The organism is Microcoleus sp. B9-D4, assembly GCF_036705105.1.
Taxonomy (GTDB): Bacteria; Cyanobacteriota; Cyanobacteriia; order Cyanobacteriales; family Microcoleaceae; genus Microcoleus.
Genome location: NZ_JAUBTS010000002.1, coordinates 1 through 22369, shown reverse-complemented (window position 1 = coordinate 22369; position 22369 = coordinate 1). Strand labels below are relative to the sequence as shown.

The 22369-nt window shown below is 46.3% G+C and carries 17 protein-coding genes and 1 pseudogene; 9 read left to right on the top strand and 9 right to left on the bottom strand.

Annotated features, from left to right (window positions below; all coding sequences use genetic code 11):
* Positions 1-152 precede the first annotated feature (152 nt).
* On the bottom strand, positions 153-353 hold the full coding sequence (locus tag QUB24_RS01490) for a hypothetical protein (RefSeq protein ID WP_333149934.1): 201 nt from the start codon (positions 351-353) through the stop codon (positions 153-155).
* A gap of 103 nt (positions 354-456) precedes the next feature.
* Positions 457-2253: a precorrin-3B C(17)-methyltransferase gene (gene cobJ / locus QUB24_RS01485; protein WP_333149931.1), complete on the bottom strand. Its 1797-nt coding sequence runs from the start codon at positions 2251-2253 to the stop codon at positions 457-459.
* A gap of 218 nt (positions 2254-2471) precedes the next feature.
* On the opposite strand from cobJ, the gene QUB24_RS01480 reads away from it, so the two are divergent.
* Positions 2472-6395, top strand: coding sequence for a cobaltochelatase subunit CobN (locus tag QUB24_RS01480; protein ID WP_333149929.1), 3924 nt, complete (start codon positions 2472-2474; stop codon positions 6393-6395).
* Between the two features lie 226 nt (positions 6396-6621).
* Here QUB24_RS01480 and QUB24_RS01475 read toward each other — a convergent pair whose 3' ends face one another.
* Positions 6622-7281: a COP23 domain-containing protein gene (locus QUB24_RS01475; RefSeq protein ID WP_333149927.1), complete on the bottom strand. Its 660-nt coding sequence runs from the start codon at positions 7279-7281 to the stop codon at positions 6622-6624.
* 526 nt (positions 7282-7807) lie between these two features.
* Between QUB24_RS01475 and QUB24_RS01470 the strand changes: the two genes are divergently transcribed.
* The 3 genes from QUB24_RS01470 (at position 7808) to QUB24_RS01460 (ending at position 11932) form a co-directional block, all read left to right on the top strand.
* Entirely contained in the window at positions 7808-9493 is a 1686-nt protein-coding gene (locus QUB24_RS01470; protein WP_333149925.1) for an NAD-binding protein, read from the top strand.
* A 169-nt stretch (positions 9494-9662) separates the two neighbouring features.
* Positions 9663-11456, top strand: a complete 1794-nt coding sequence (locus QUB24_RS01465) for an N-acetylmuramoyl-L-alanine amidase (RefSeq protein WP_333149923.1) — start codon at positions 9663-9665, stop codon at positions 11454-11456.
* A gap of 80 nt (positions 11457-11536) precedes the next feature.
* Entirely contained in the window at positions 11537-11932 is a 396-nt protein-coding gene (locus QUB24_RS01460) for an SH3 domain-containing protein (RefSeq protein ID WP_333149921.1), read from the top strand.
* A gap of 117 nt (positions 11933-12049) precedes the next feature.
* On the opposite strand, the pseudogene QUB24_RS01455 reads toward QUB24_RS01460, so the two are convergent.
* Positions 12050-12610: pseudogene (locus QUB24_RS01455) on the bottom strand (Uma2 family endonuclease).
* Between the two features lie 80 nt (positions 12611-12690).
* Positions 12691-13668 (bottom strand): hypothetical protein, encoded by a 978-nt coding sequence (locus QUB24_RS01450; protein WP_333149919.1) that lies wholly within the window; start codon positions 13666-13668, stop codon positions 12691-12693.
* 170 nt (positions 13669-13838) lie between these two features.
* Between QUB24_RS01450 and QUB24_RS01445 the strand changes: the two genes are divergently transcribed.
* Positions 13839-15047, top strand: coding sequence for a CapA family protein (locus QUB24_RS01445; protein ID WP_333149917.1), 1209 nt, complete (start codon positions 13839-13841; stop codon positions 15045-15047).
* A gap of 108 nt (positions 15048-15155) precedes the next feature.
* Here QUB24_RS01445 and QUB24_RS01440 read toward each other — a convergent pair whose 3' ends face one another.
* Positions 15156-15278 carry a hypothetical protein gene (locus QUB24_RS01440; RefSeq protein WP_333150278.1) on the bottom strand — a complete coding sequence of 41 codons (123 nt, stop codon included), beginning with the start codon at positions 15276-15278 and terminating at the stop codon, positions 15156-15158.
* 59 nt (positions 15279-15337) lie between these two features.
* A complete protein-coding gene (locus QUB24_RS01435) occupies positions 15338-15478 on the bottom strand; it encodes a hypothetical protein (protein ID WP_333149915.1) in 141 nt (46 codons plus the stop codon).
* A 108-nt stretch (positions 15479-15586) separates the two neighbouring features.
* Between QUB24_RS01435 and QUB24_RS01430 the strand changes: the two genes are divergently transcribed.
* Together QUB24_RS01430 and QUB24_RS01425 are read left to right on the top strand one after the other, a co-directional pair.
* The gene (locus QUB24_RS01430) at positions 15587-15727 is read left to right on the top strand and encodes a hypothetical protein (RefSeq protein ID WP_333149913.1); all 141 of its coding nucleotides are present in this window, start codon (positions 15587-15589) and stop codon (positions 15725-15727) included.
* Between the two features lie 237 nt (positions 15728-15964).
* A complete protein-coding gene (locus tag QUB24_RS01425; protein WP_333149911.1) occupies positions 15965-16531 on the top strand; it encodes a transcriptional regulator in 567 nt (188 codons plus the stop codon).
* Positions 16532-16736: 205 nt separating this feature from the next.
* Here QUB24_RS01425 and QUB24_RS01420 read toward each other — a convergent pair whose 3' ends face one another.
* Both QUB24_RS01420 and QUB24_RS01415 read right to left on the bottom strand, forming a co-directional pair.
* On the bottom strand, positions 16737-18665 hold the full coding sequence (locus QUB24_RS01420; RefSeq protein ID WP_333149908.1) for a penicillin-binding protein 2: 1929 nt from the start codon (positions 18663-18665) through the stop codon (positions 16737-16739).
* Between the two features lie 296 nt (positions 18666-18961).
* Positions 18962-19537, bottom strand: coding sequence for a hypothetical protein (locus QUB24_RS01415; protein WP_333149906.1), 576 nt, complete (start codon positions 19535-19537; stop codon positions 18962-18964).
* Between the two features lie 337 nt (positions 19538-19874).
* On the opposite strand from QUB24_RS01415, the gene QUB24_RS01410 reads away from it, so the two are divergent.
* The gene (locus tag QUB24_RS01410; protein ID WP_333149904.1) at positions 19875-20093 is read left to right on the top strand and encodes a serine protease; all 219 of its coding nucleotides are present in this window, start codon (positions 19875-19877) and stop codon (positions 20091-20093) included.
* 1215 nt (positions 20094-21308) lie between these two features.
* Positions 21309-22369: transposase (locus tag QUB24_RS01405; RefSeq protein WP_333149903.1), on the top strand; the 1061-nt coding region annotated here is incomplete at its 3' end.

Sequence of the window (22369 nt, the reverse complement as noted above, 5' to 3'; positions counted from 1 at the left end):
TTCGGTCTACCCAAAGACATAGAAGACTCCTCCGGGTGAAGACCCTCTTTTTGTAACCATAAGATTATCGTAGGATTAAGGAATTTAGCAGACCTCGATCGCCCTTAATTTTATTTTGGCTATATAAAAATTTCTGTTTCCTGAGATGTAAATTAGATATATCCCAAAATGAAGCTGAAACTCTTACTACGGTTGATTCGAGTTCTAAATTCGATCGATGTCTGCCAGAAAAACTCGGCTTCAGGAAGCCGAGCTCCCTCAGTACCGAGGATGTCTGTAATCAAAGGCGATCGCATCTCAATCTCAGTAACCGCTATGAGATGAAATAACAGGCCGATCGAGTGATGCGCCATTATTTGTTAACCTAGACTCCCCCCAGCGAGAACAAAATATTTTATGGTCAAAGTCAATTAGCTTTCAGTCAATTGCTGATTTCCGAAGTTTTTGCTGCTTTACTTATTTTTCATACCTGCGCGGCGTATAAACCCAAACATCTCCATATTTGCGGGGAATAATCCGAGTTTGACTCGAACCGACAATCACTAAAGTTCTCATGTCTGCATCTTGCGGCTGGAATTCGCCGAGGGTGCAAACCCGCACAGATTGACCTAGCCGACCGAGGTTTCGCCCTAGTACGACGGGGGTTTTATGGTCGCGGCTTTGCAACAAAATCTCGATCGCCCTTCCGAGTTGCCAAATCCGCTGTTTCGAGATGGGATTGTAAAATGCCATAACTAAATCGGCCGCAGCAGCAGCAGCAATCCGCTGTTCAATGACCTCCCAAGGCTTGAGAATATCCGAAAGCGAAATCACGCAAAAATCGTGTCCGAGGGGTGCTCCGATCGCAGCAGCGGCCGCCTGCATGGCTGAAATGCCCGGTGCTACCCGAATATCAATGCCTTGCCATTCGGGTTTGGCATCAAAGTCGATCGCCTCAAACACCGCTGCAGCCATTGCAAAAATACCCGGATCTCCCGACGAAACGACGGCGACAGATTTTCCTGATGCTGCTAAATCTAGGGCAAAACGCGCGCGATCGATCTCTTCGCGGTTGTCGGAATCGTGCCGCTTTTGCCCTTCCCGCAGGGTTCCAGCTAAGTCGAGATAAAATTTGTAACCCACCCAATCCGTGGCTTCGCGCAGGATTTCCTTAACTTCCGGCGACATCCAGGGCGCGCCTCCGGGGCCCGTACCGACGATCGCCAGTTTGCCGCGGCTAATTCCGATCGCCCTAGCATCAAAGGGTTGGGCGGCTAGGGCGATCGCGCAATTCAGTGCGTTTGGGCGATCGTACTCGATTAAGTGACTGTTTGCACCGGCTGCTGTCAGGGCAATTTGTGCGGCCTGATTTTCGATGAATTCAATAGAGTTTAATTCGACAAGTTCGGAGAGATTGAAAAAGCGGACGGGGACTTTAAAATATTGTGAAACTGCTTCAAGTGCCGGATTTCCCATCTCATCTTTTAATGCAAAAAATCCGGCAACGGAAGCTGGCGCTAAACCAGCTTTTTCCAAGGCTTGCTGGACTAATGAAACCGCTATTTCCGGCTCAATATTCGATAGCTTTGTCAGTGCAACTGCCACAATTTGCGGATGGTAAACTAAACAATCGGGCGTTGGCGCAATTGCTTTTTCGGTGACGCGGATAGTCAATTTTGCGTCGGGGGCGATCCTCTTCGTTGGCGTAGCCCCCGTAGGGGCGGGCTTCGCTAACGGCAAATTGCTCTCGGAAAGCCAGCTTGCAGCCCCTTCTAGGCGTACTTTTGCCCCGGCGAGCAAATTTGAAATAAAAGTCTTCGCGTCCTCTGGATTCGCTAAATAATAGCCTTGGGGAGGACTCAGCAGCGCGGTGCGAAACCGGATATCTCCGGTGGTGGTAATTGCAGGTTGTACGCCCAGGGCGGCTGCAATCTCTCTGGCCAAATCATTAACGCCGTGCAAACCGCCCAGCAGCGGTACGACGGCGCTTCCGTCTTCTGCGACGGCTAAAACTGGCGGTTCGGCCCGTTTGTCTGACAGCAGCGGGGCGAGGGTGCGGATGATTATTCCGGCGGCGCAGATGCCGATGATTGGGGTTTCTGTTGCAAATAATTCCCGCAATGTTTCGCCGAAGTTGCTAAAGTTGATGTCTGTGTCGTTCGTGCGATCGATTAAACCGTAAATCTGGGAACCGGGGAAATGTGCGGAGATTTTTTTGGCGATCGGCTGGCTGTTTTGACCTAAGATAACTATTGCGGGAGGAACTCGAACCATTTTAGATTTTAGATTTTAGATTTTAGATTTTATGAGAGTTGCGACGGAAATTAGGAATTGATAATTGATAATTGGTAATGTAGGGGCGGGTTCGCCAAGGTCTGCAATACAACACCAGAAATCTACTAAACCCGCCCCACCCCCACCGAGGATGCTATCTAATATAATATAACCTAATTAAAACAGGCTACAATCAATAAATATTTCGAGGTTTGGCTGTGAAACGCATTGTCTTAATTGCAGGGTTTGAATCTTTTAATGCTGATTTGTACCGGAAAGCTGCTGAGTTGGCTGTTTCTGGCTGTCAGGGATTGGAAGTACGGGTTTTTAGCGATCGCGCCCTCGTAGACGAACCCGACGCTGTAGCAGCCGCCCTCTCTAATGCTGATGTGTTTTTCGGGAGTTTGCTGTTTGATTACGATGCGGTAATGTGGCTGCGGGAAAGGGTGCAGAATATTCCGATTCGTCTGGTTTTTGAGTCGGCTTTGGAATTGATGAGTCTTACTCAAATCGGTGCTTTTAAAATTGGCGACAAACCGAAGGGAATGCCGAAGCCTGTTAAGTTTATTCTGGATAAGTTCAGCAATGGGCGAGAAGAAGATAAGCTGGCTGGTTATATCAGCTTTTTGAAGGTGGGGCCGAAGTTATTAAAATATGTGCCGGTGCAAAAAGTGCAAGATTTGCGAAACTGGCTAATTATTTATGGTTACTGGAATGCGGGCGGGGCGGATAATGTTGTCTCGATGTTTTGGATTATTGCCGAAAAGTATTTGGGGCTGAAGGTTGCACAAATTCCGCCTCCTGTAGAAACTCCCAATATGGGTTTATTGCATCCTGATTATAATGGTTATTTTGAATCGCCTCGGCAATATTTGGATTGGTATCTCGGTAATCAAAGTGCTAGGGGGGGGCAAGATTCCCGTTCCACAAAAGAGGCTAGACATTTTGATAAAAATAGTTATAACGGGCAAGATGCCCGTTCCACAAAATTTGAGACTAATTTGTCTGAAAATTTAGACCGGGTTTCTAACGGGCAAGATGCCCGTTCCACAAAATTTGAGACCAATTGGTCTCAAAAAGTGGAGGGAGGAAAATCCCCTGTTGTGGGCATCTTGCTTTACCGCAAACACGTTATCACCAAGCAGCCTTATATTCCTCAATTAATTCGCTATTTTGAAGCGGCGGGAATTGTGCCTTTGCCGATTTTTATCAATGGCGTTGAAGGCCATGTGGCGGTGCGGGATTGGATGACGACTGCTGATGAAACTGCGCGCCGAAAACAAGGCAATATAGAAACTCTTTCGCTTTCTAAAGATGCTGTGGAAGTTGATGCGATTGTTTCTACTATTGGCTTTCCTTTGGTTGGCGGGCCTGCTGGTTCGATGGAGGGTGGAAGGCAGGTGGAAGTTGCTAAGCGCATTTTAACTGCTAAAAATGTACCTTATTTTGTGTCCGCACCTCTGCTGATTCAGGATATCCATTCTTGGACTCGTCAGGGGATTGGGGGTTTGCAAAGTGTGGTATTGTATGCTTTGCCTGAGTTGGATGGTGCGATCGATCCTGTTCCCCTGGGCGGTTTGGTGGGTGAGGATATTTATCTGGTGCCCGATCGCGCGAAACGCCTGACAAGTAGAATTAACAATTGGGTGAAACTACGTCAAACTCGGCCATCTGAAAGGAAAATTGCGATTATTCTCTACGGGTTTCCTCCCGGTTACGGTGCGGCGGGTACGGCGGCTTTATTAAATGTACCGAAATCGCTGCTAAATTTCCTGCACAAACTTCAAGCAGCAGGTTATACAGTTGGAGAAATTCCGGCTGACGGTGAGGAGTTAATTCGCAGGGTGAAAGAGGCGGATGAAGCTACTTGTGACGGGCAAGATGCCCGTACCACAAAAGAGACTGTTAATGTCAAAACTTTAGAAAAATGGCTGGGCTATCTGTTAACAAGCCGGATAGAAAAACAGTGGAAATCTTTAACTGGTACGGGCATTAAAACAGACGGCGACGAGTTCCAAATCGGTGGCATTCAACTGGGGAATGTTTGGATAGGTTTGCAGCCGCCGCTGGGAATTTCGGGCGATCCGATGCGCTTAATGTTCGATCGCGATTTGACACCTCACCCTCAATACGCTGCTTTTTACAAGTGGCTGCAAAATGATTTTCAAGCTGATGCTGTGGTTCACTTCGGGATGCACGGCACTGTTGAATGGTTGCCCGGATCTCCGCTAGGAAATACTGGCTATTCTTGGTCGGATATTTTGTTGGGAAGTTTGCCAAATCTTTATATCTATGCCGCCAACAATCCCTCGGAATCGATGTTAGCAAAACGGCGCGGTTACGGTGTTTTGATTTCTCACAACGTGCCGCCTTACTGCCGCGCTGGGCTGTATAAGGAATTGATGGCTTTGCGGGATTTGATTGCGGAATATCGGGAAGATACTGAAAAGAATTTTGTGCTAAAAGAGGCTATTTGCTATAAAATTTTAGAGAGCGGTTTGGAGGCTGATTGTCCGTTTGATGAGGGTCGCAAGTTGGGGATTGCTTTTAATTTTGAGAATGTGGGAATGTTCAGTGCTGATGCTTTTAACCGCTATTTGGTGAAGCTTTACGAGTATTTGCAGGTGGTGGAAAGTCGCTTGTTTTCTTCTGGTTTGCACGTTCTCGGGAAACCCCCTAATTCTGAGGAAATGACCTCTTATCTTGAGGCTTATTTTGGGGATAGGTTATCACAGGAACAGGTGCGTGAACTGGTTTTTGAAGAAAATGAACCGCAGAGGCGCAGAGGGCGCAGAGAGGAAGAGCAAGAGGGGTTTGATGGGGTTTTTGAGGAGGGTTTGTTGGTGCGAGATTTGTTGGTGCAAACGACGGATGAGTTGACTAATCTTTTGCGGGGTTTGAATGGGGAATATATTCTGCCTGCACCGGGTGGGGATTTGTTGCGGGATGGGGCTGGGGTGTTGCCCACTGGCAGGAATATTCACGCTTTAGACCCTTATCGGATGCCTTCTCCGGCTGCTTATGAAAGGGGGCGCGAAATTGCTCGGAAAATTATTGAGAAGCACCTTGAGGAACAGGGGAATTATCCTGAGACTGTGGCGGTGATGTTGTGGGGTTTGGATGCGATTAAAACGCGGGGCGAATCTATTGGAATTCTGCTAGAATTGGTGGGGGCTGAACCTCTAAAAGAAGGTACTGGCCGCATTGTTCGCTATGAATTAAAACCGTTAGCTGATGTCGGTCATCCCCGGATTGATGTGTTGGGAAATCTTTCGGGTATTTTCCGAGATAGCTTTGTGAATATTATTGAATTGTTGGATGATTTGTTCGTGCGGGCGGCGGATGCTGATGAACCGGAATCGGAGAATTTTATTCGCAAACACGCTTTAATTTTGCAGGCACAAGGTGTGCAGAATTATTCGGCAAGGTTGTTTTCTAATCCGGCTGGGGATTTTGGTTCTTTAGTTAACGATAGGGTTGTTGATGGTAGTTGGGAATCGGGGGATGAGTTGGGGAAAACTTGGGAAAGTCGCAATGTTTTTAGTTACGGGAGGAAGGATAAGGGGGAAGCGAGGCCGGAGGTTTTGACTCAGTTGTTGCAAGGGTGCGATCGCATAATTCAAGAAATTGATTCAGTGGAATACGGTTTGACTGATATTCAAGAGTATTATGCTAATACTGGCGGTTTGAAGAAAGCCGCAGAAAAGCAGCGGGGCAAAAAGGTTAGCACGAGTTTTGTAGAAAGTTTTTCTCAGGATACAACTCCGCGCAATTTAGAAGATTTGCTGCGCTTGGAATATCGAACTAAGTTGCTAAATCCTAAGTGGGCTAACGCGATGGTCAATCAAGGTTCTGGCGGCGCTTATGAAATTTCGCAGCGGATGACGGCGTTAATTGGTTGGGGCGGAACGGCTGATTTTACTGATAGTTGGGTTTACGATCAGGCGGCTGATACTTATGCTTTGGATGAAGAGATGGCGCGGAAGTTGCGCGAGGCCAATCCTGAAGCTTTTCGCAATATTGTCGGCAGAATGTTGGAGGCTAACGGGCGCGGTTTTTGGCTGCCGGATGCGGATAAGTTGCAGCAGTTGCGCGAGTTGTACGAATTGACTGATGAGAAGATTGAAGGGGTGACAGTGTAGTGTTTTTAGTCTAAATATTTAGGGGCGGGCTAGAAGCCCAACCCCTACTCCCCACAATAGTTTCAAAATTTGTCAGGTGCAAGTTAGGATCGCGAATTAAATAACTTACAATTTTAATTGTTATTGTGGGATGGGCGTCCCGCCCGTCCAAAAAAGACGGGCGGGACGCCCATCCCACTTTCAAGAGTGGAAGTTATTTAATTCTCATTCCTTAGAGGCGTGGCTATTAAATACCCCGATCGCCCTGCGGTTTTGCTACAGGAACTGACGGTTTATTGTTTGGAGAATTAAAAGCTCGATCGACCATATCTCCAAAGGGAACAAACTGCGGTGCAGACGATTGAGCTCCGGTTCTGAACGTTGTAACTGGCCCGCCGCCGTCCTGGGCAAAATTAATCAATCTCGTTAAAGCATCACCGGGATTTTTAGCATTGCGCTTGTCTAGGGTGAACAGCAGATTTTGAGAGTTACAGCGCCCCCGTCCGTTCACGTAACAAACTACGGGCAAGTTATTAACAATTCCTGTTGTTAACTGCAAATTGCTCAATCTTCCGCCAGTCTCGGCAACAGCTTTAGTCAATCTATTGGAAACAATTTGACAGCGCTGCCAAGGTGTATATTCGCGGCCGAACTCGGTAGATTTCCACAGAATCATCGGATCTGTCGTGACATTTCCCCGCCGCGCGATTGTCACAAAATTCCGACCGGAAGTAACGCACTGAAATGTTGTTCTAGTGCTATTCAAAGAGTTGCTGGCTGGAGCTGCTTGCACTTGGCTTGCCAAGGCGACAGTACCGGCGAAAACTAGAGCGGATGCTAATAAGGGTGCAGTCAATTTCATAATAACTCCTGCCACTAAGGCAGCTAAATTTATGTAGGAAGTCATAGTTTTAGGGACAGGGCAGTATCTATTGGTCTCAACTTAAGGTTAAACCGGTAGTCCGCCAGGGAATGAATTCCCTGCCTCAAAGCTAAAGTCCTCTTAAGAGGACTGAGAAAAAGACTGTTAAACTCATTAGTCCTCTTAAGAGGACTTTCGCTATTAGGCAGGGGTTTTAACCCCTGCCGGACTAGGGGTTATACCTTAAGTTGTGACTAATAGCCAGTGTCCTGTCCCTACCTATTCAAATTCCGCTGGTTGGCAGTCGCACCCGGATATTTTTCAAATATTAAATCAGGTTAGTTGCACCTCATGTCTGTAGGTACATGGCAGTGTGGTGTGTTTATTTCAACACTTGGAAACGTGGCTTTAGGAACACGGCACAGCCCTTTCTTTGTTTCCAACACTTCCAGACTTTGGCACAAGTATCCTAGATAGTGTTTTTAGCTACATTCTGCAAAGCCACGACAGTCAACAATGGTAAGTAAAATTACAAAGGACAGCTCCGAAATTGGCTGCCAAATAACTTTTTATGAAACCTCGAATCATTGTTTGCGGGTTGGGTCACACGGGACACAAGATTTTTTGTTTGTTGAGACAGCAAGGAGCGATTGTGGTTGGTATTAGCGATCGCCCAATTCGCGGCGAAACTTCTGATGTGGTTGTCGGCAATTTGCAAGCAGCTTCTACCTTGTTGGCGGCGGGCATTCAAAACGCTCACACTTTAGTAATTGCAGGAGACGATGATGCTGTAAATTTGGCAATTTTGATGCAAGCGAGGATTCTCAATCCTCAGATTCGCATCATTAACAGATTGTTCAATACTAGCTTGGGCGACAGGATTGACCACACTTTGCCCGATCACACTTCCATGAGCGTTTCATCATTGGCGGCTCCGGTTTTTGCGTTTGCGGCTCTCGGAAATCAGGCGATCGGACAGTTGCGTTTGTTCGATCGCACTTGGCCGATTCACGAAGAATATATCGATGACACACATCCTTGGAAAAATCGAAAACTGAGCGATTTGTGGGACGATAGATCGCGAATGTTGATTTATTATCTGCCCGCTGCTAACAAAACTGATTTAGTATCGGCGGTGCTTGCCGATCGGCAGTGTCAGCAGGGCGATCGGCTAATTGTTGCCACTCAGCCCACTCTCCACAGCCCTCAAAAAACTTTAACTCAAAAACTGCTCAAAACATTAACTAGGCTGCACAGATTTCAGCAGCACAGCCAAGCAGCAGTAATTGTTGTACTGACCCTGCTGTCAATGATTGCTGTTGCTACTGCCACCTATATTTGTGTTGACAATCATATCTCAATTGTCGATTCTCTTTATTTTTCAGTAGGGATGATTACCGGAGCCGGAGGCTATGAAAAAGTTGCCGAACAAGCTCCTGAAAGCATTAAACTATTTACAGTTGTCATGATGTTAGTTGGAGCAGGCATCATCGGCATCTGCTACGCGCTGCTCAACGATTATGTATTGGGAACTCGCTTTACCGAATATTGGGATGTGGCGCGAGTGCCGCAGCGCAATCATTACATTATTTGCGGCCTCGGAGGAATAGGTATCCAAATTGCTAAAGAACTGCACACTAACGGTTACGATATTGTGGCGATCGAGCAAGATCCAAACTGCCGCTTTCTGAACACGGCTCGCTCAATGAAAATTCCGGTCATTCAGGGAAGTGCCAGTTTACCCGCAACTTTGGAAGCTGCTAATGTTAAGCAAGCGGCAGCACTTTTGGCTGTTACTAGCAGCGATATGTCTAATGTCGAAATTGCATTGAGCGCTAAAGGATTGGCACCAAAACTATCAGTTATTGTCCGCAATCAAGACCCACATTTTGCTTTGATGGTGCAGCAAGTTTTTGAGTTTGAAGGAGTTTTGAACCCGACGGAATTGGCTGCTCCTGCTTTCGCGGCGGCGGCGATTGGAGGCAGAATTTTGGGCAACGGAATGACTGCTGATAGTCTCTGGGTTTGCTTGGCCACATTGATTACGCCAAACCATCCTTTCTGTGGCCACCGTATTCAAGATGCTGCTAAGTCTGCGGATTTTGTGCCTCTTTATGTGGAAACTAAGTGTCAAACTCTCCACGGCTGGGATTTACTGAATTGTTGTTTGAGTACGGGGGATGTTTTGTATTTGACGATGCCGGCGAATCGGTTGGAGCAACTGTGGAGAACCACCTCGGAATTAATTAAAACTTAATGGTTTGACGCGGGAATTTATGTTGCCGATCGCTCAATTGCAACTACAAACCTGATAAAATTGGCCCAGTAGAGTAAATTGGACTTACTGCTAATCCTCTGAAATCCGGTTTCTTAGGGCAAGTTCTAGTATAAATAACCAACAGAGTCTCAATTAGTTGCGATATAGAATGAGAAAATTTTTAGCATTATGTGTGTTTGGTCTGATAATGGCGATCGCCTCTGTAGCTGTCGCCGCTCAACCTTTGTTCGTCGCTTATCCTCCCGCAAACCACAAAACTACAGCCGATCGCATCTTTTTAATCGGCACAGCGCCCGCACCGGGACAAGTATCGGTAAATGGCAACCAAATTTCGCGCACCGCATCCGGGCATTTCGCCCCGACTTTTCCGCTGCAACTCGGCGAAAATCTCTTTACATTGCGTTACGAAAATCAGGAAGTCAAAATTAAGGTGACGCGCGAGTCGAATCAGCCGGCAGCCCCTGTAGGATTGGCTTTTGCTAAAGATTCCCTGACGCCGAAAGTCGATGTGGCGAGTTTGCCGGGGGAATATATTTGCTTTGGGGCGATCGCACCTGCGAATGCTCAAGTTTCGGTAAAATTGGCGGGCATTACTATTCCTTTAAAAGCGCGATCGCAAGTCGAACTACCCGACAACGCATCTGTACTGTTAGACGCAAATTCCCCGATCAAAAAAGGCGGCAGCCAACAGTATCAAGGCTGCGGTAAAACCCCGGAGAACGCCCTCTCATCTAAGGGAGAAACAGTTGATTTAGGCGTGCCATCGTTTGAGCTAACAATGAACGATCAAACTATCAGCCAACAAGGTACTGGAAAAATTTCTATTCTTTCTCCGGCTGACTTAGAAATAGCCGAAGTAACAGCAGATCCTGGTGTCGCCAGAACCGGGGCAAGTACAGATTTTTCTCGGATGACACCGCTGCCGAAGGGAACGCGAGCAACAATTATCGGGCGCGAGGGAGAATGGCTCAGACTCGATTACGGTGCTTGGATTAAAGCATCGGAAGTTCGAATTGTCAAGGATACAGTACCTCCGCGATCGATTATTCGCAGTGCCAGTTCGCGTCAAGTTTCCGGCTGGACAGAGGTGTTATTTCCCTTAGAAACACCCGTCCCAGTCACCGTGCAGGAAGGAGAACGCACCTTCACTTTAACCCTGTACAATACCACCGCTCAAACTGACATTATCCGCCTCTCGGATGACCCCGTAATTTCACGTTTGGAATGGCAACAAATCGCGCCACTGCAAGTACAATATACTTTTAATCTCAAATCTGCCCAGCAGTGGGGCTATAAATTGAGATACGAGGGCACAACTTTAGTGCTGTCTTTAAAAAACCCGCCTGCCAATACAAGCGCGGTGCCCAATTCGCAAGCAAAGCCGCTGTCGGGAATTAAGATTCTCATCGATCCGGGACACGGCGGGCCGGAGGATGGAGGTGCAGTGAGTCCAGTGGGAATTAGGGAAAAAACAGTAGCTTTAACAGTGTCGAAATTGGTGCAACAGGAATTGGTAAATCTGGGCGCGAATGTGGTAATGACGCGGGTAGAAGATGTCGATTTGGATTTGCCGCCACGGGTGGAAATGATTCAAAAAGAAGAACCTGCGATCGCAATTTCAATTCACTACAATGCTTTGCCGGATAACGGCGATGCCATTAAGACTAAAGGCGTCGGCGCTTTCTGGTTTCACCCGCAATCGCACAGTTTGGCAATGTTTTTGCACAATTATTTAGTTGCCAAGTTGAACCGTCCGAGCTATGGTGTATTCTGGAATAACTTAGCCATGACTCGTCCTGCCGTTACTCCATCTGTTTTAATGGAATTGGGATTTCTGATCAATCCCGAAGAGTTTGAATGGATTGTGAATCCGACAGAACAAAAGAAATTAGCTGAGGCGATCGCCCAAGGTGTTACCGAATGGTTTGCCTCGGTCAAATAATAGTTAGTAGTAAGAACTGAAGTCATTCTCAAAAAATTATAATCGGGACTTCAGTTCAGCCCATACCAGGAAATGAAATAATGCTAATTTTTACTCAATCAAAAGCCTTTTTTATTGCAGCCGTCGTTGCAAGTTTCAGCTTCTCGCTTTACAGCTTTCCTGTTTTCGGCAAGCAGCAAAGTCTTGCTCCCGCAAAAGCAGAAGCTTTAAAAAAGCAAACTCAATGCTCGTTTATTACAGGTGAAGGTGGCGCTGTTAACATTCGCAAAGGCCCAGGCAATAAGTACCCGGTTGTAGCTAAACTCAAAAGAGGAGACGGAGTTAGGGCTGTCAGCAGACAAGGTAATTGGGTGAAAATTGCCGCCAGATTTTCGGGTAATCCTCCTAATGAAACTTTGACAATCCTTGACGGTTGGGTGAACAATCAATTTATTAATGGCTGTTCCGAAGACCAATTTGAGAGGTGGCGGCAATAGGGAATTTGGTTTGTAGTAAGGACTTCATTCCTGAGTTTAGATGAGGACTTGCATTCCTCACTACAAACCCAACCGGGAGATTTTTTAAATTCGTACAAAAAAGACTATCGCCCTGATTCATTGTTGCATTCTCAACCAGCTAAACACCTGTTCGGCAGTGATATTCAGGGGAATCATTTCGGGTACAGGAAGGACATCGCTACCTTCGCAGAATTGCGGTTGTTGCTTGGGCAAAAACGCTAAAATCGATCGATCGTCTGGATCGATTAGCCACCCCAATTGACAATTATGTTGAAGACAGTGAATAATTTTTCTAGTTACGCGATTTTAGCTTTGTTGTGGCGACAGGATTTCGATCGCCCAATACGGCGCAATTCGCACATCATCTACTGGTTCGCCACTCTCATCAAATTGAATCTGTTCCCACAATAGTACCGCAATATCTGGAACAATCGATCGACCGCCAAAGGTACACCGCAACTCTGGAAAAGCATAAGCTATCTTGGGTTCCTCTACTACTTCATTAATGACACGCAGGAATCGCCCTTGGAGACGAGAAAGTTTAGTTTTCGGCATAGGTTTTTGGATAATCTCCCCCTCAATGTATTCGCTGGCCGGTTTGGTTTCTGGCAGTTTCAAAAATTCTTCCAGGGTGATTCGCCCAGTTGCGATTGTCATAAATAAATTCCTCAATTCTACCTATCTTCAGTGTAAGCGAAAAAAAATATTTATCTTTTATGAAAATTGTGCTATTTAGCCTAACTTTCGGGAACAATCTGCTGCTTAAACTCAAACAAATTAGGATTTTCAGGGTCATAAAAAGCCCGCAACCAATGCACATTGGGAGAACCAAAAGTTTCAACTCTAGTAAAATTTTTCATTCTCGGTAGTTGAGTCTCATCGGTAAAATAGGGTAAAGGTTTATCGATGCGGAAATAGTGAGTATCGCCGTGGACGAATACAACCTGCCCTGGGAAATTGCCTGTTTCTGTTTCCAGAGTTGCGATAAAATCGTTGTAGCCACTTCTTCTTTTGTCCGTCGGATCGAGTTCAAATCCCGGATTAGCCTGTGCAACTAACACAATTCCTTTGCTGTTGCTGCGTTTGGCTAAAGCAAAACATTCTTTGATCCAGGCTAAGTTAGCCCAATTGCGATCGGCATATTCTGCATCTGCTTCGGGAGTGCGACCAAAATTGTTATTACTTCCCGGCATATTAATCCCCAAAAACACAACGCCATGATAAATCCAGCGAACATTTTCGCGGAATTTAGCAAACTGCGGGTTTTCGCTTTGACGGGTGAGAATTAAGGTGCGCTTTCCCAAACTTTGATTACCGTTGCTAAATATTTCCCGCAGTTTAGCCAGTCTTTCTACTGGATCGTAACTGCCATTTTTTGAACGGTGGCAATCCGTCCATTCATTGTCACCATAAGCTAGAATAAACGGTATCTCAAAATTGTCAAATAACTGCTTGCGGCTGACAAACGTTGCATCATCGCACACACTAGAACCGTTTTTAATGTCGCCATCGTGGACGACAAACGCTGCGGGCGATCGATTGATATCTGCAATCAAACTAGGAAATTGTGCTTCCTGTTCGGCACTGTAGGGCAAATCGCCAATCAAGGCAAATTCAAAAGGTTTATCGGCCCAACTTTCAGCATAGCTCAAAGTACCTAAACCGATAACAGATGCAAAAATGATAAATCCAATAATCAAATATTTTTTAAACATTCCTTCTCCAGTAGCCAGCAAACCATCGATATCCTAACAAAACTTGCCAACATCTCTGTTTTCTTCTTTTCCTCTGTGTTCTCTGTGCTCTCTGTGGTTCAAAAAAAAAAACTGCCTAAATTGCGATTATTAATGATACCATAAACACGATAAATTACTATAGATAAATTATGAAATTTCCCCCGACGCTCTCGGTAATAGCTGCATTGTTAATGGCTAGCTGCAATATCCAACCCCAAAAAATCAACCAGCAAACCAACACACAGCCTACAGAAAGTCGCTCGCCAATAACAACCCCTGTCCCCGCCCAACCCAAGTCTGAGATCAAAGAAGCAAAACTAATTGCTGTCGGTGACATCATGATGCACAGTACCCAAACGCGATCGGGCTACGACGCAAAAAATAAAACATACAATTTTGACAATTTCTTCGCACCAGTTAAAAGTATCCTGTCAACAGGCGATTGGGTAATCGGAAATCTCGAAACACCTTTAGCGGGTTCCGATGCGGGCGGATATACGGGATATCCGCTATTTAACGCACCGGCTCAATTAGCGGATGCTGCTAAAAAAGCCGGATTTAATATCTTGACAACTGCGAACAATCATGCTTTAGACCGGGGAGAAAAAGGAGTAATTAGGACGATCGCCAATTTGAGCGATCGCAAAATTGCCTCAACAGGAACAGCCACATCTACCACCGAGGCTTCACGTACTTTAATCAGCACCAAAAACAACATTTCACTAGCCATCCTAGCTTACACCTACGGCACAAACGGCATTCCCATACCCAAAGGCAAAGATTACTTAGTTTCGCTAATCGACGAAAAAAAGATAATCAAAGACATTGCCAAAGCGCGAAAACAAGGAGCAGATATTATCGCAATTTCCCTGCATTTTGGCGATGAATATCAGCGACAGCCAAACAGCCAACAAAAACAATTAGTGGAAAACCTATTAAAAGCCGGTGCAGACATCATTCTGGGCAGCCATCCCCACGTCGTCCAACCTTACAAAATTTTTAACTTTCCCGGCAAAAATGGCAAAAGCCGCAAAGCTGTAGCCATTTATTCAATGGGAAACTTCATTTCCGGTCAGAATAAAAAATATACAGACTTAGGCGTGATTTTGCAAGTAAATATTCGCAAAAAATTTCCCGAAAAAACCACAGAAATTACCGATGTAAAAACACATCCTACTTGGGTACACCGCTATACTTTGAACAATAAAACTAACTATCGCGTTTTGCCATTAGAAACAACAGTCAGCCAGAAAAAAGATGCACTGCTAGCAACTTCACAGTATCCTGTTTTAGCAAAATATTTGCAGGATATGAACAATCATCTTAACTCTTTGAATACTCAGCAGAAATCAGAGTAATTGGTAATTGCGCTTCTGCTCCCTCTTCCTTCGCGTCCTACCCTACCCTTCACCGAACCCCTGCGGGGAACGGGAACGGCTTCGCCGAACGCGTCTTCGCGGTTCAATTCAATTCAACTGCTGAATTAGCCAATAAATCGCCCCTTCAAAATCAGCAACCTGCTCAACAGCGGGAATCTGCTGGCGCTGCACCATCACAACCGGAATTCCCAGTTCCCTAGCCGCAGCAATTTTAGCATAAGTAGCATTGCCACCGCTGTTTTTGCTAACAATTGTATCAATTTGATATTCTAATAGTCATTGCCGCTCGTCTTCCAATCAAAAAGGCTCCTTGCTAATAACAATTTACCGTTAGGAACAGGAGTATTTAGTACAGGAGGATCGATCGCCCGCATCAAAAACCAAATAGTCACTGATTTAGGGTGCGTCAATCGATTTGAGATTTGAGATTTGAGATTTTAGAGGCGACCCCACGGATAAATGCTCTTTCTTGAGGATTTTCGATTTGAGATTTGGGATTGATTCCACGGATAAATCACGTGGCGGGTACCACCTTTGAAATTCCTGGTCAGGGAAAACGATATTACCCGAAAGCAGGGCACGGTAGTGCGGTTTCCCTGCAAATCCGGCGATCGTTACATCCGATCCGTGCGATCGGGCGATCGACAAAATTGCTGTAGGGAAACGGCACTACCGTTTCCTGACTGCCGTTTTCTTACCCGCAGTTTTTTTAAAGTCGCATAAATTTTCAGTAAATACCGATCTACACACTCGCCAAACCCAAAGTTAAAATATACCCAATAAAAAATAGCTCCTCCTAGCTGTTTTTTGGCCCGCTAAATATCAGGGAGTGCATCTACGTGTCAATAAATAAAACGCTCAAAGGCAGAGCCACTACACCTGCCCCAGGTTTTACCATGATTGAGCTATTGATAATTATTTTAATCATAGGAATATTTTGTGCGATCGTCGCCCCCTCTTGGCTAATGTTTATCAACAACCACCGTTTAAAGCTATCGCTCGATCGAGCTTATTGGGCAATGGAACTGGCGCAAAGCAACGCCAAACGATCCAAAATTTCATGGCAAGCCAGCTTCAAACAAGTAGGAGAAAACGTACAAGTAGCAGTCCATCCAGCCGACATTCCCCCCGGTCAAGTAGCAGCCAGTCAATGGAAAAACCTAGAACCGCAAATTCAAATACATACAAATGACACAACATTGCGCCAAGTCACTGAGAATACAAATCAAGTAACAAAAGATGGAACAGTCTGGCGAGCCATGTTCAATTACCGAGGTTGCCCAGTTTATAACAAGACTGACGAATGCGGTTTAACAAGCATTCTAGCAAAAGGAAACCTAACACTATCTCATCCTCATCTCAAAAATGGCGATCGATGCGTCATTATCTCCACTCTCTTAGGACATCAGCGCACCTCCAAAAGACAAAGCAAACCCAATGACAAAAATCGATACTGTTACTGAATTCAGATTACCCACAGTCAGGACACGGCAGTGCCGTTTCCCTACAAATCGGGCGATCGTTACATCCGCTCGCCCGCTCGCCCGGAACCCGTCAAGCTACGATTATTTTGGAGTAGGGAAATGCCATTGCCGTGTCCTCAATAGCCTTGTTGTCGATGCTTATATTCGATGTCAATTCCTGACGCAACATCTCCGATATAATCAACTACTTCTTACTCGGCGCAATCTTCTCAATAGAAATCAGCGCCTCCATCACCGACTCCACAATTGGCGCAGCCACCGTACCCCCCGAAGAACCCTCATTAGGCTCATCAATCACCGCCAGCACCACATACCGAGGAGCCTCCACAGGGATTATCCCCACAAAGCTAGTAATAATCGCGTTCTTAGAATAACCCCCACCAGCATTAGCTTTTTGAGCCGTGCCCGTTTTTCCAGCAATCCGATACCCAGGAATTTGTGCAGCTTTCCCCGTACCGCCATCCACCACAGTTTCCATCATTTCTAACACCTGCTTAGTAGTTTCCGGCGAAAAAACCTGCTTTGGAACCGCCCTCGGAAGCTTCCAATAAGCTTCACCTTCCCTATCAAAAAGTCCCCGCACAACGTGAGGAGTCACCAACTTGCCACCATTAGCCAAAGCGCCGTTAAGCTGCACCAACTGCATCGGAGTAATCGAAAAACCTTGCCCAAAAGCCGTAGTAGCAACTTCCACCGGAGAGTTAATAAATTGCTCTCGATTTTTAAGTTGACTGCTTACTTCAAAAGGCAAATCAGTTCCTGCTGTTTGTCCTAGTCCTAGTTTTTCTAAAGCTTGATAGTAAAGAGAAGGTTTCATGGTTCTCATGATGTGCACCATCCCCACATTACTAGAATGTTTCAAAATCTCAGTAACAGTCGAAGGGCCACGCGCTCCTGCTCTTTGGTAATCGGAATTTTGGATAGTCCAGGGATTCATGTAAATCCGACCTTCATCGTTAAACACAGTATTAGGTTTCACCGCACCCGCTTCCAGAGCGATCGCCACATTAATCGCTTTAAAAGTCGAACCAGGCTCATAAACATCAGTTACAGCCCAATTTTTATAGCGCGACAAATCGAAATTAAAATATTGATTCGGGTCATAAGAAGGTTCCGCCACAACTGACAGCAATTCCCCGTTACGGGCATCCATCACAATCACTGTGCCCCGCTTCGCATCGTGTTGCTTCATTTTTTCCTTGAGGGCACTTCGGGCCGCCCGCTGCAAGCGACTGTCGATCGTCAATTGCAATTTCAAGTCATCAAGCTGCACAAATCCCGCCGTCAGCCGATCAGGAACCCAATTCCCATTGCTCGACCTGCTAAACTGAATCGACGGCATCGATCGTTCCAACAAATTCTGCTGGCTGTATTCCACCCCGGCTTGTCCCTTCCGTTCCCCGTCCACATAACCGAGGATATCCGCCGCCAACTCCTGCTGCGGGTAAAAACGCTGCTGCTGACGCAGCAACTCCAAGCCATCCACCAGACTCTCTTTAATTTGCATCCCAGCGACGCGATCGGCAACCTCTTGAGGCAGAGAGTCCGCAATTGTAATACCGCTTTCAGCAAGATTAAACCTGCGTATCAATTCAGTTTCCGACGTAGTGCCCGGAGTCAGTTCGATCGCCAGCATCGGAGCCAACTTAGCAGCAATTTCCGCCTTCGAGTGGTTAAACAACTTTGGGTGAGCGTAGAGCGTGTACACCTGTCTGTCGATCGCCAAAACATTCCCTGCGCGGTCAATTATCGGGCGTCTCGGTACAAACGGCTTCGTTTTGAGAGTTTGCTGCTGCTCTGCCTGTTTACGCAGCGCCGGAGCTCGCGTCACCTGCAAATAAAACAAATTCACAGCCAGCCCCAGCCCCCCCAGCATCAACACCGCCCACACCGCCCACAAACGGAACTTGCTGCGCTTTAAACGCTCCACCGGTCGCCCCCAAGATGCAGCCGTCTGTTGTGGCGATCGGCCGAAACTGCCGGAATCTCTAGGTTTGGCTGATTTTTTCCACCCAGTACGCGCGGCGAAGCTATCCCGTAGGGAATCGCCCGCCTGTTTTGTGCGTTTGAAATTCGGCGATCTGTAGCGGTCAAAACGGGGGTCGTAGCTCATGGCATTAAAAATTCAATAGCAAGTTAGAGCGTTGTAGAATTGATAATTTATAACTTAAATCTTAAAATATAAAATTCACGACTTGGGAATGAGCAGTCCCTATCAGGGTTTGGATCGCACCTAAAGTTGCATTCTGTTTTTTGAAGTGGTCTTAATTATTTTTAATCTGTAACTTCCGGTGGGAAGCTGAAAATTGATCGCGACTTGCATTCAAAGTCAAAAAGGAAATTAGAGCCTCAAATTCTCAGGCCCTCGGACACTCATGCCCGGAGGGCGCTCTCCGCTTTGACACAGGTTTAATAGCCCAGCGGTGTTTCCACACCGGCTCGATTCTGGAGAGCGGGCTCAGAATTTGGTGCCGCAACGGGCGATCGAGTTTCAGGGGCAGGCTGCAAGAAAATCGTGTCCCCAGGATTCTGCGGAGCCAAACCGGTTTCGGGATTTTGGGCTTCTTTAGCAAGTTGGTGTTTCAAGACTTCGCTAGAAGCACTCAATTGCTGTTCCCGGAGGCGCAGAGTTTCCAGTTTTTGATACTCCTGACTCCAGCGCTGCTCGCCGTAAACTGTCAAGCCGTAGAGACTCAGAGCACCGCCCAAAAGCATAACTGCTACCACTGAGGAGGCGCGCTGTGCCTCCAGGAGCGAGCGCAACCACACTGGCTGCTGCTGGCGATTGGGCAAGACTTTCAGCACCGATGCGGACGATCGAGCAATCGCCTGTTCGTCTGCTGGTGAGTAGTTGGGCAATACCGGCCCTGTCTTCGCCCGCCTAGCTTTGGCAATAGAAGTAACTTTGCTTTTGGCCGGGCCAGCAGCGGGCTTGCGGGTCGATCGGGAGCGGGGAGAATCCGGGGATCTGATAGCAGCGGTCATAAAGTTCACCAATACGTAAAGTGGGGTAGCTTCAGCTTGATTGAGGTTAAGAGTTTTTTGTCTCCCAGAGCGCCACTAGTGGCTATCTGCGTTCGCTCGGCTATCCTTACCAAGGATACCTCACAAGCCAACCAACCCATCCTACCACTGGTCTCTTTGACTTCAGGATTTGCCAAAAAAAAGAAATCTTTGCTGGTTAGCGATAATCTATGTGAAATTTATTAATAAATGCAGTATTGTAATCAACGAGCGAATCGTTGAGCTATTCGTGCCAGCATTGTTTCTCAAGTACACTATTCCCTTCCTTGCGATGGGTTTTCAATGTTAAGGAGTTTTTATGAACAAGGGATTAATTCGTTTGACTTTGGTAGTGGGCTTGGCAGCAGCCCTCGGCGCCTGCGGAGGTCCAGATACTCCTAGCCCTAGCCCTAGCCCCACTCCGGGCAGCACTACTACTACTACTCCTCCTGCTTCTTCTCCAGCAGTTAAGGAAACTCCAAAGGCTAGTCCAGGGGCGGGTGCAACTACTTCTCCATCTCCTGCTCCTAAAAAGTAAAAAGACTCCCTAACTAGGGCGATCCGAGAGTGTTTGCCCAACGAGCCTAGCCTCCAGGTGAAAAATCGTTCGCTCCTCGCATTTTTTCATCTCATAGGTCTAGGTCTCAAGTTGGGTGTTAGTGATTCTCTGCTGCTTTTACTACAGTTCAGTACGTCCCCTTACTGCCGCAAAGTCCCCTGATTCGCTGCATGACAAGATCATTCCTTTTCAAGTAGAAAATTTGACCAATAATTTCTTGATGGTACCCGCCACGTGATTTATCCGTGGAATCAATCCAAAATCCTTGCATCCTCAAGCCCCCGGATTTATCTCGCGCAAGTCAATCTAACAATAGTCAGGACAGTTTCTATATACCCCAATGGCTTACTGTCTCGATGAAAGCATCGACATTGCTACTCGATTTGTTGACTACGAGTTTCGCGCCGGTGCCGGCAAGCAAATCGACCGGTCTGTTTTTTCTGTTTTGAGCGACTTTAGTGATTCAATTGGCGCCGCGCCAGTTCGGTATTAACCATGCCTCGGCAAAACTCGCTCCAGTTGCGCCTGAGTGCTGCTTTAAACCTATTCCACCGTCGCTAGTAGGATGGTGCTAGTTTGGTAGGCGATGTTGAGCATGGCAGATATTGCTTGCTGCTGTCGCCATACTGAGTCCTTTAGCTTTGATTCCTCAATACCGAGTTAAGCATCCTTCGCTGTTTGAGCGTATTGCCCAAATTTACGGACTTTGTGGGCAAACCCCGCCTCCGAGATGTGAAAGTCTACCGCTCGGGCGATCGTCCCTGCCTGAAAATTCCAGGTAAACCATTAACTGCTCCCCAACACTTACAGGGTTGACCCTCCTGCAGTAGCCAATCGACAAGAGTTTTAAAAAATTCATTATCACATATAAAAAAATAAGTCAAGGATATTTGGGAAAAAATATAAATTTTTCAATTTGTTTGAACTACCAGCCGGGAAGTCCCTCGGTATATTTAGAGGGGACACATCTGAGCGCTGCGCGAAGTACCCCGTTGGGAATTACCGACCGTGATGGAAAGAAGCGTCGGGTGGAGGGACGGAAACCGACAATTAGACTTAGCCACTAGGAATTAATCTTCGGAAGTATCTTGATTTTCGATGTACTTCCTAAGTGTTGAAATGGTAATCTTTGGTGTGGCATTTTGGACATACACAAACTATACTATGCAAAGGTCGAAAAAAGGAAGTTAAAAAATGCAACTCACTTACAAATACCGCCTCAAACCCACCAAAGCCCAACTAACAACGATGGTGGCTCACCTAGAACTCTGTCGTCGGCAGTACAACTACCGACTTGGCGATAGATTTAGGTGGTGGTCAGCCACGAGAACACCTATCAACGCCTGCCCCTTGATTGTTTCTCTAGTCCCGATTGAGGAAATTTATCAAAATATTCCTTTGACGAGAGTGCAAACTAGGGATGGTAGAAAAAAGGATGAGTCAGGCAATCCTTTGACCAGGAAAGGTGACGTTTTATCGAACATTGAAGGCGGATATGTACAGTGGCAAACCATACAACTGGCTGACCTGAAAAACACAAAAAAGCTATTTCCTGATTATAAAGTGTTGGACTCTCAGGTTTTGCAAGATGTCGTCAACAGAGTGGAAACTTCCTTTTCAAATTTCACGACGCCCGATAAAAATGGCAATCGTAGAGGCAAGCCCAGATTCAAAGGGCTTCATTACTACAAATCTTTCACTTATCCTCAACTAGACAATCTTGATCTTGTCAAGGACGAGCAAAATAGGATTTGTATTGACCTCGCAAAAATAGGTCAAGTACCTATGGTTTTCCACCGTCCAATACCAACAAGGTTCACAGTTAAGACGGGAACAGTTATCAGAGAAGCTGATGGGTGGTATATCTCCCTGACGCTAGAAGATAAAACAGTTCCCGTAACGGTTGCAGAAATTCAACCGACGGTCGAAAATACTGTTGGCATCGATATGGGAATCACTAATTACGTCTATCTTTCCAATGGCGAGAGAGTTGAGAATCCTAGGTTTTTGAGGAAGTCGGCCCAGAAATTGGCAAAACTTCAAGCGAAGTTAGCTAATAGAGTCAAGGGTTCTAAGCCTTGGAAGATTATCAAGGACAAGATTTCCCAACTCCATCAGTTTGTAGCTAGATCCCGATTAGATTTTCAGTTTAAAACTGCACATGAGCTATTCGGTAAATGTGAGGTTTTAGTTGTTGAAGACTTGAGTGTCAAAAATTTAACTAGACGTGCCAAGCCCAAGACAGATGTTGAAAA

Coding starts and splice junctions, on each gene's coding strand:
- QUB24_RS01410 (WP_333149904.1), top strand. CDS start 19,875: ATGAACAAGGGATTAATTCGTTTGACTTTGGTAGTGGGCTTGGCAGCA.
- QUB24_RS01420 (WP_333149908.1), bottom strand. CDS start 18,665: ATGAGCTACGACCCCCGTTTTGACCGCTACAGATCGCCGAATTTCAAA.
- QUB24_RS01450 (WP_333149919.1), bottom strand. CDS start 13,668: ATGTTTAAAAAATATTTGATTATTGGATTTATCATTTTTGCATCTGTT.
- QUB24_RS01465 (WP_333149923.1), top strand. CDS start 9,663: ATGAGAAAATTTTTAGCATTATGTGTGTTTGGTCTGATAATGGCGATC.
- QUB24_RS01415 (WP_333149906.1), bottom strand. CDS start 19,537: ATGACCGCTGCTATCAGATCCCCGGATTCTCCCCGCTCCCGATCGACC.
- QUB24_RS01460 (WP_333149921.1), top strand. CDS start 11,537: ATGCTAATTTTTACTCAATCAAAAGCCTTTTTTATTGCAGCCGTCGTT.
- QUB24_RS01470 (WP_333149925.1), top strand. CDS start 7,808: ATGAAACCTCGAATCATTGTTTGCGGGTTGGGTCACACGGGACACAAG.
- QUB24_RS01425 (WP_333149911.1), top strand. CDS start 15,965: ATGATTGAGCTATTGATAATTATTTTAATCATAGGAATATTTTGTGCG.
- QUB24_RS01445 (WP_333149917.1), top strand. CDS start 13,839: ATGAAATTTCCCCCGACGCTCTCGGTAATAGCTGCATTGTTAATGGCT.
- QUB24_RS01475 (WP_333149927.1), bottom strand. CDS start 7,281: ATGACTTCCTACATAAATTTAGCTGCCTTAGTGGCAGGAGTTATTATG.
- QUB24_RS01490 (WP_333149934.1), bottom strand. CDS start 353: ATGGCGCATCACTCGATCGGCCTGTTATTTCATCTCATAGCGGTTACT.
- cobJ (WP_333149931.1), bottom strand. CDS start 2,253: ATGGTTCGAGTTCCTCCCGCAATAGTTATCTTAGGTCAAAACAGCCAG.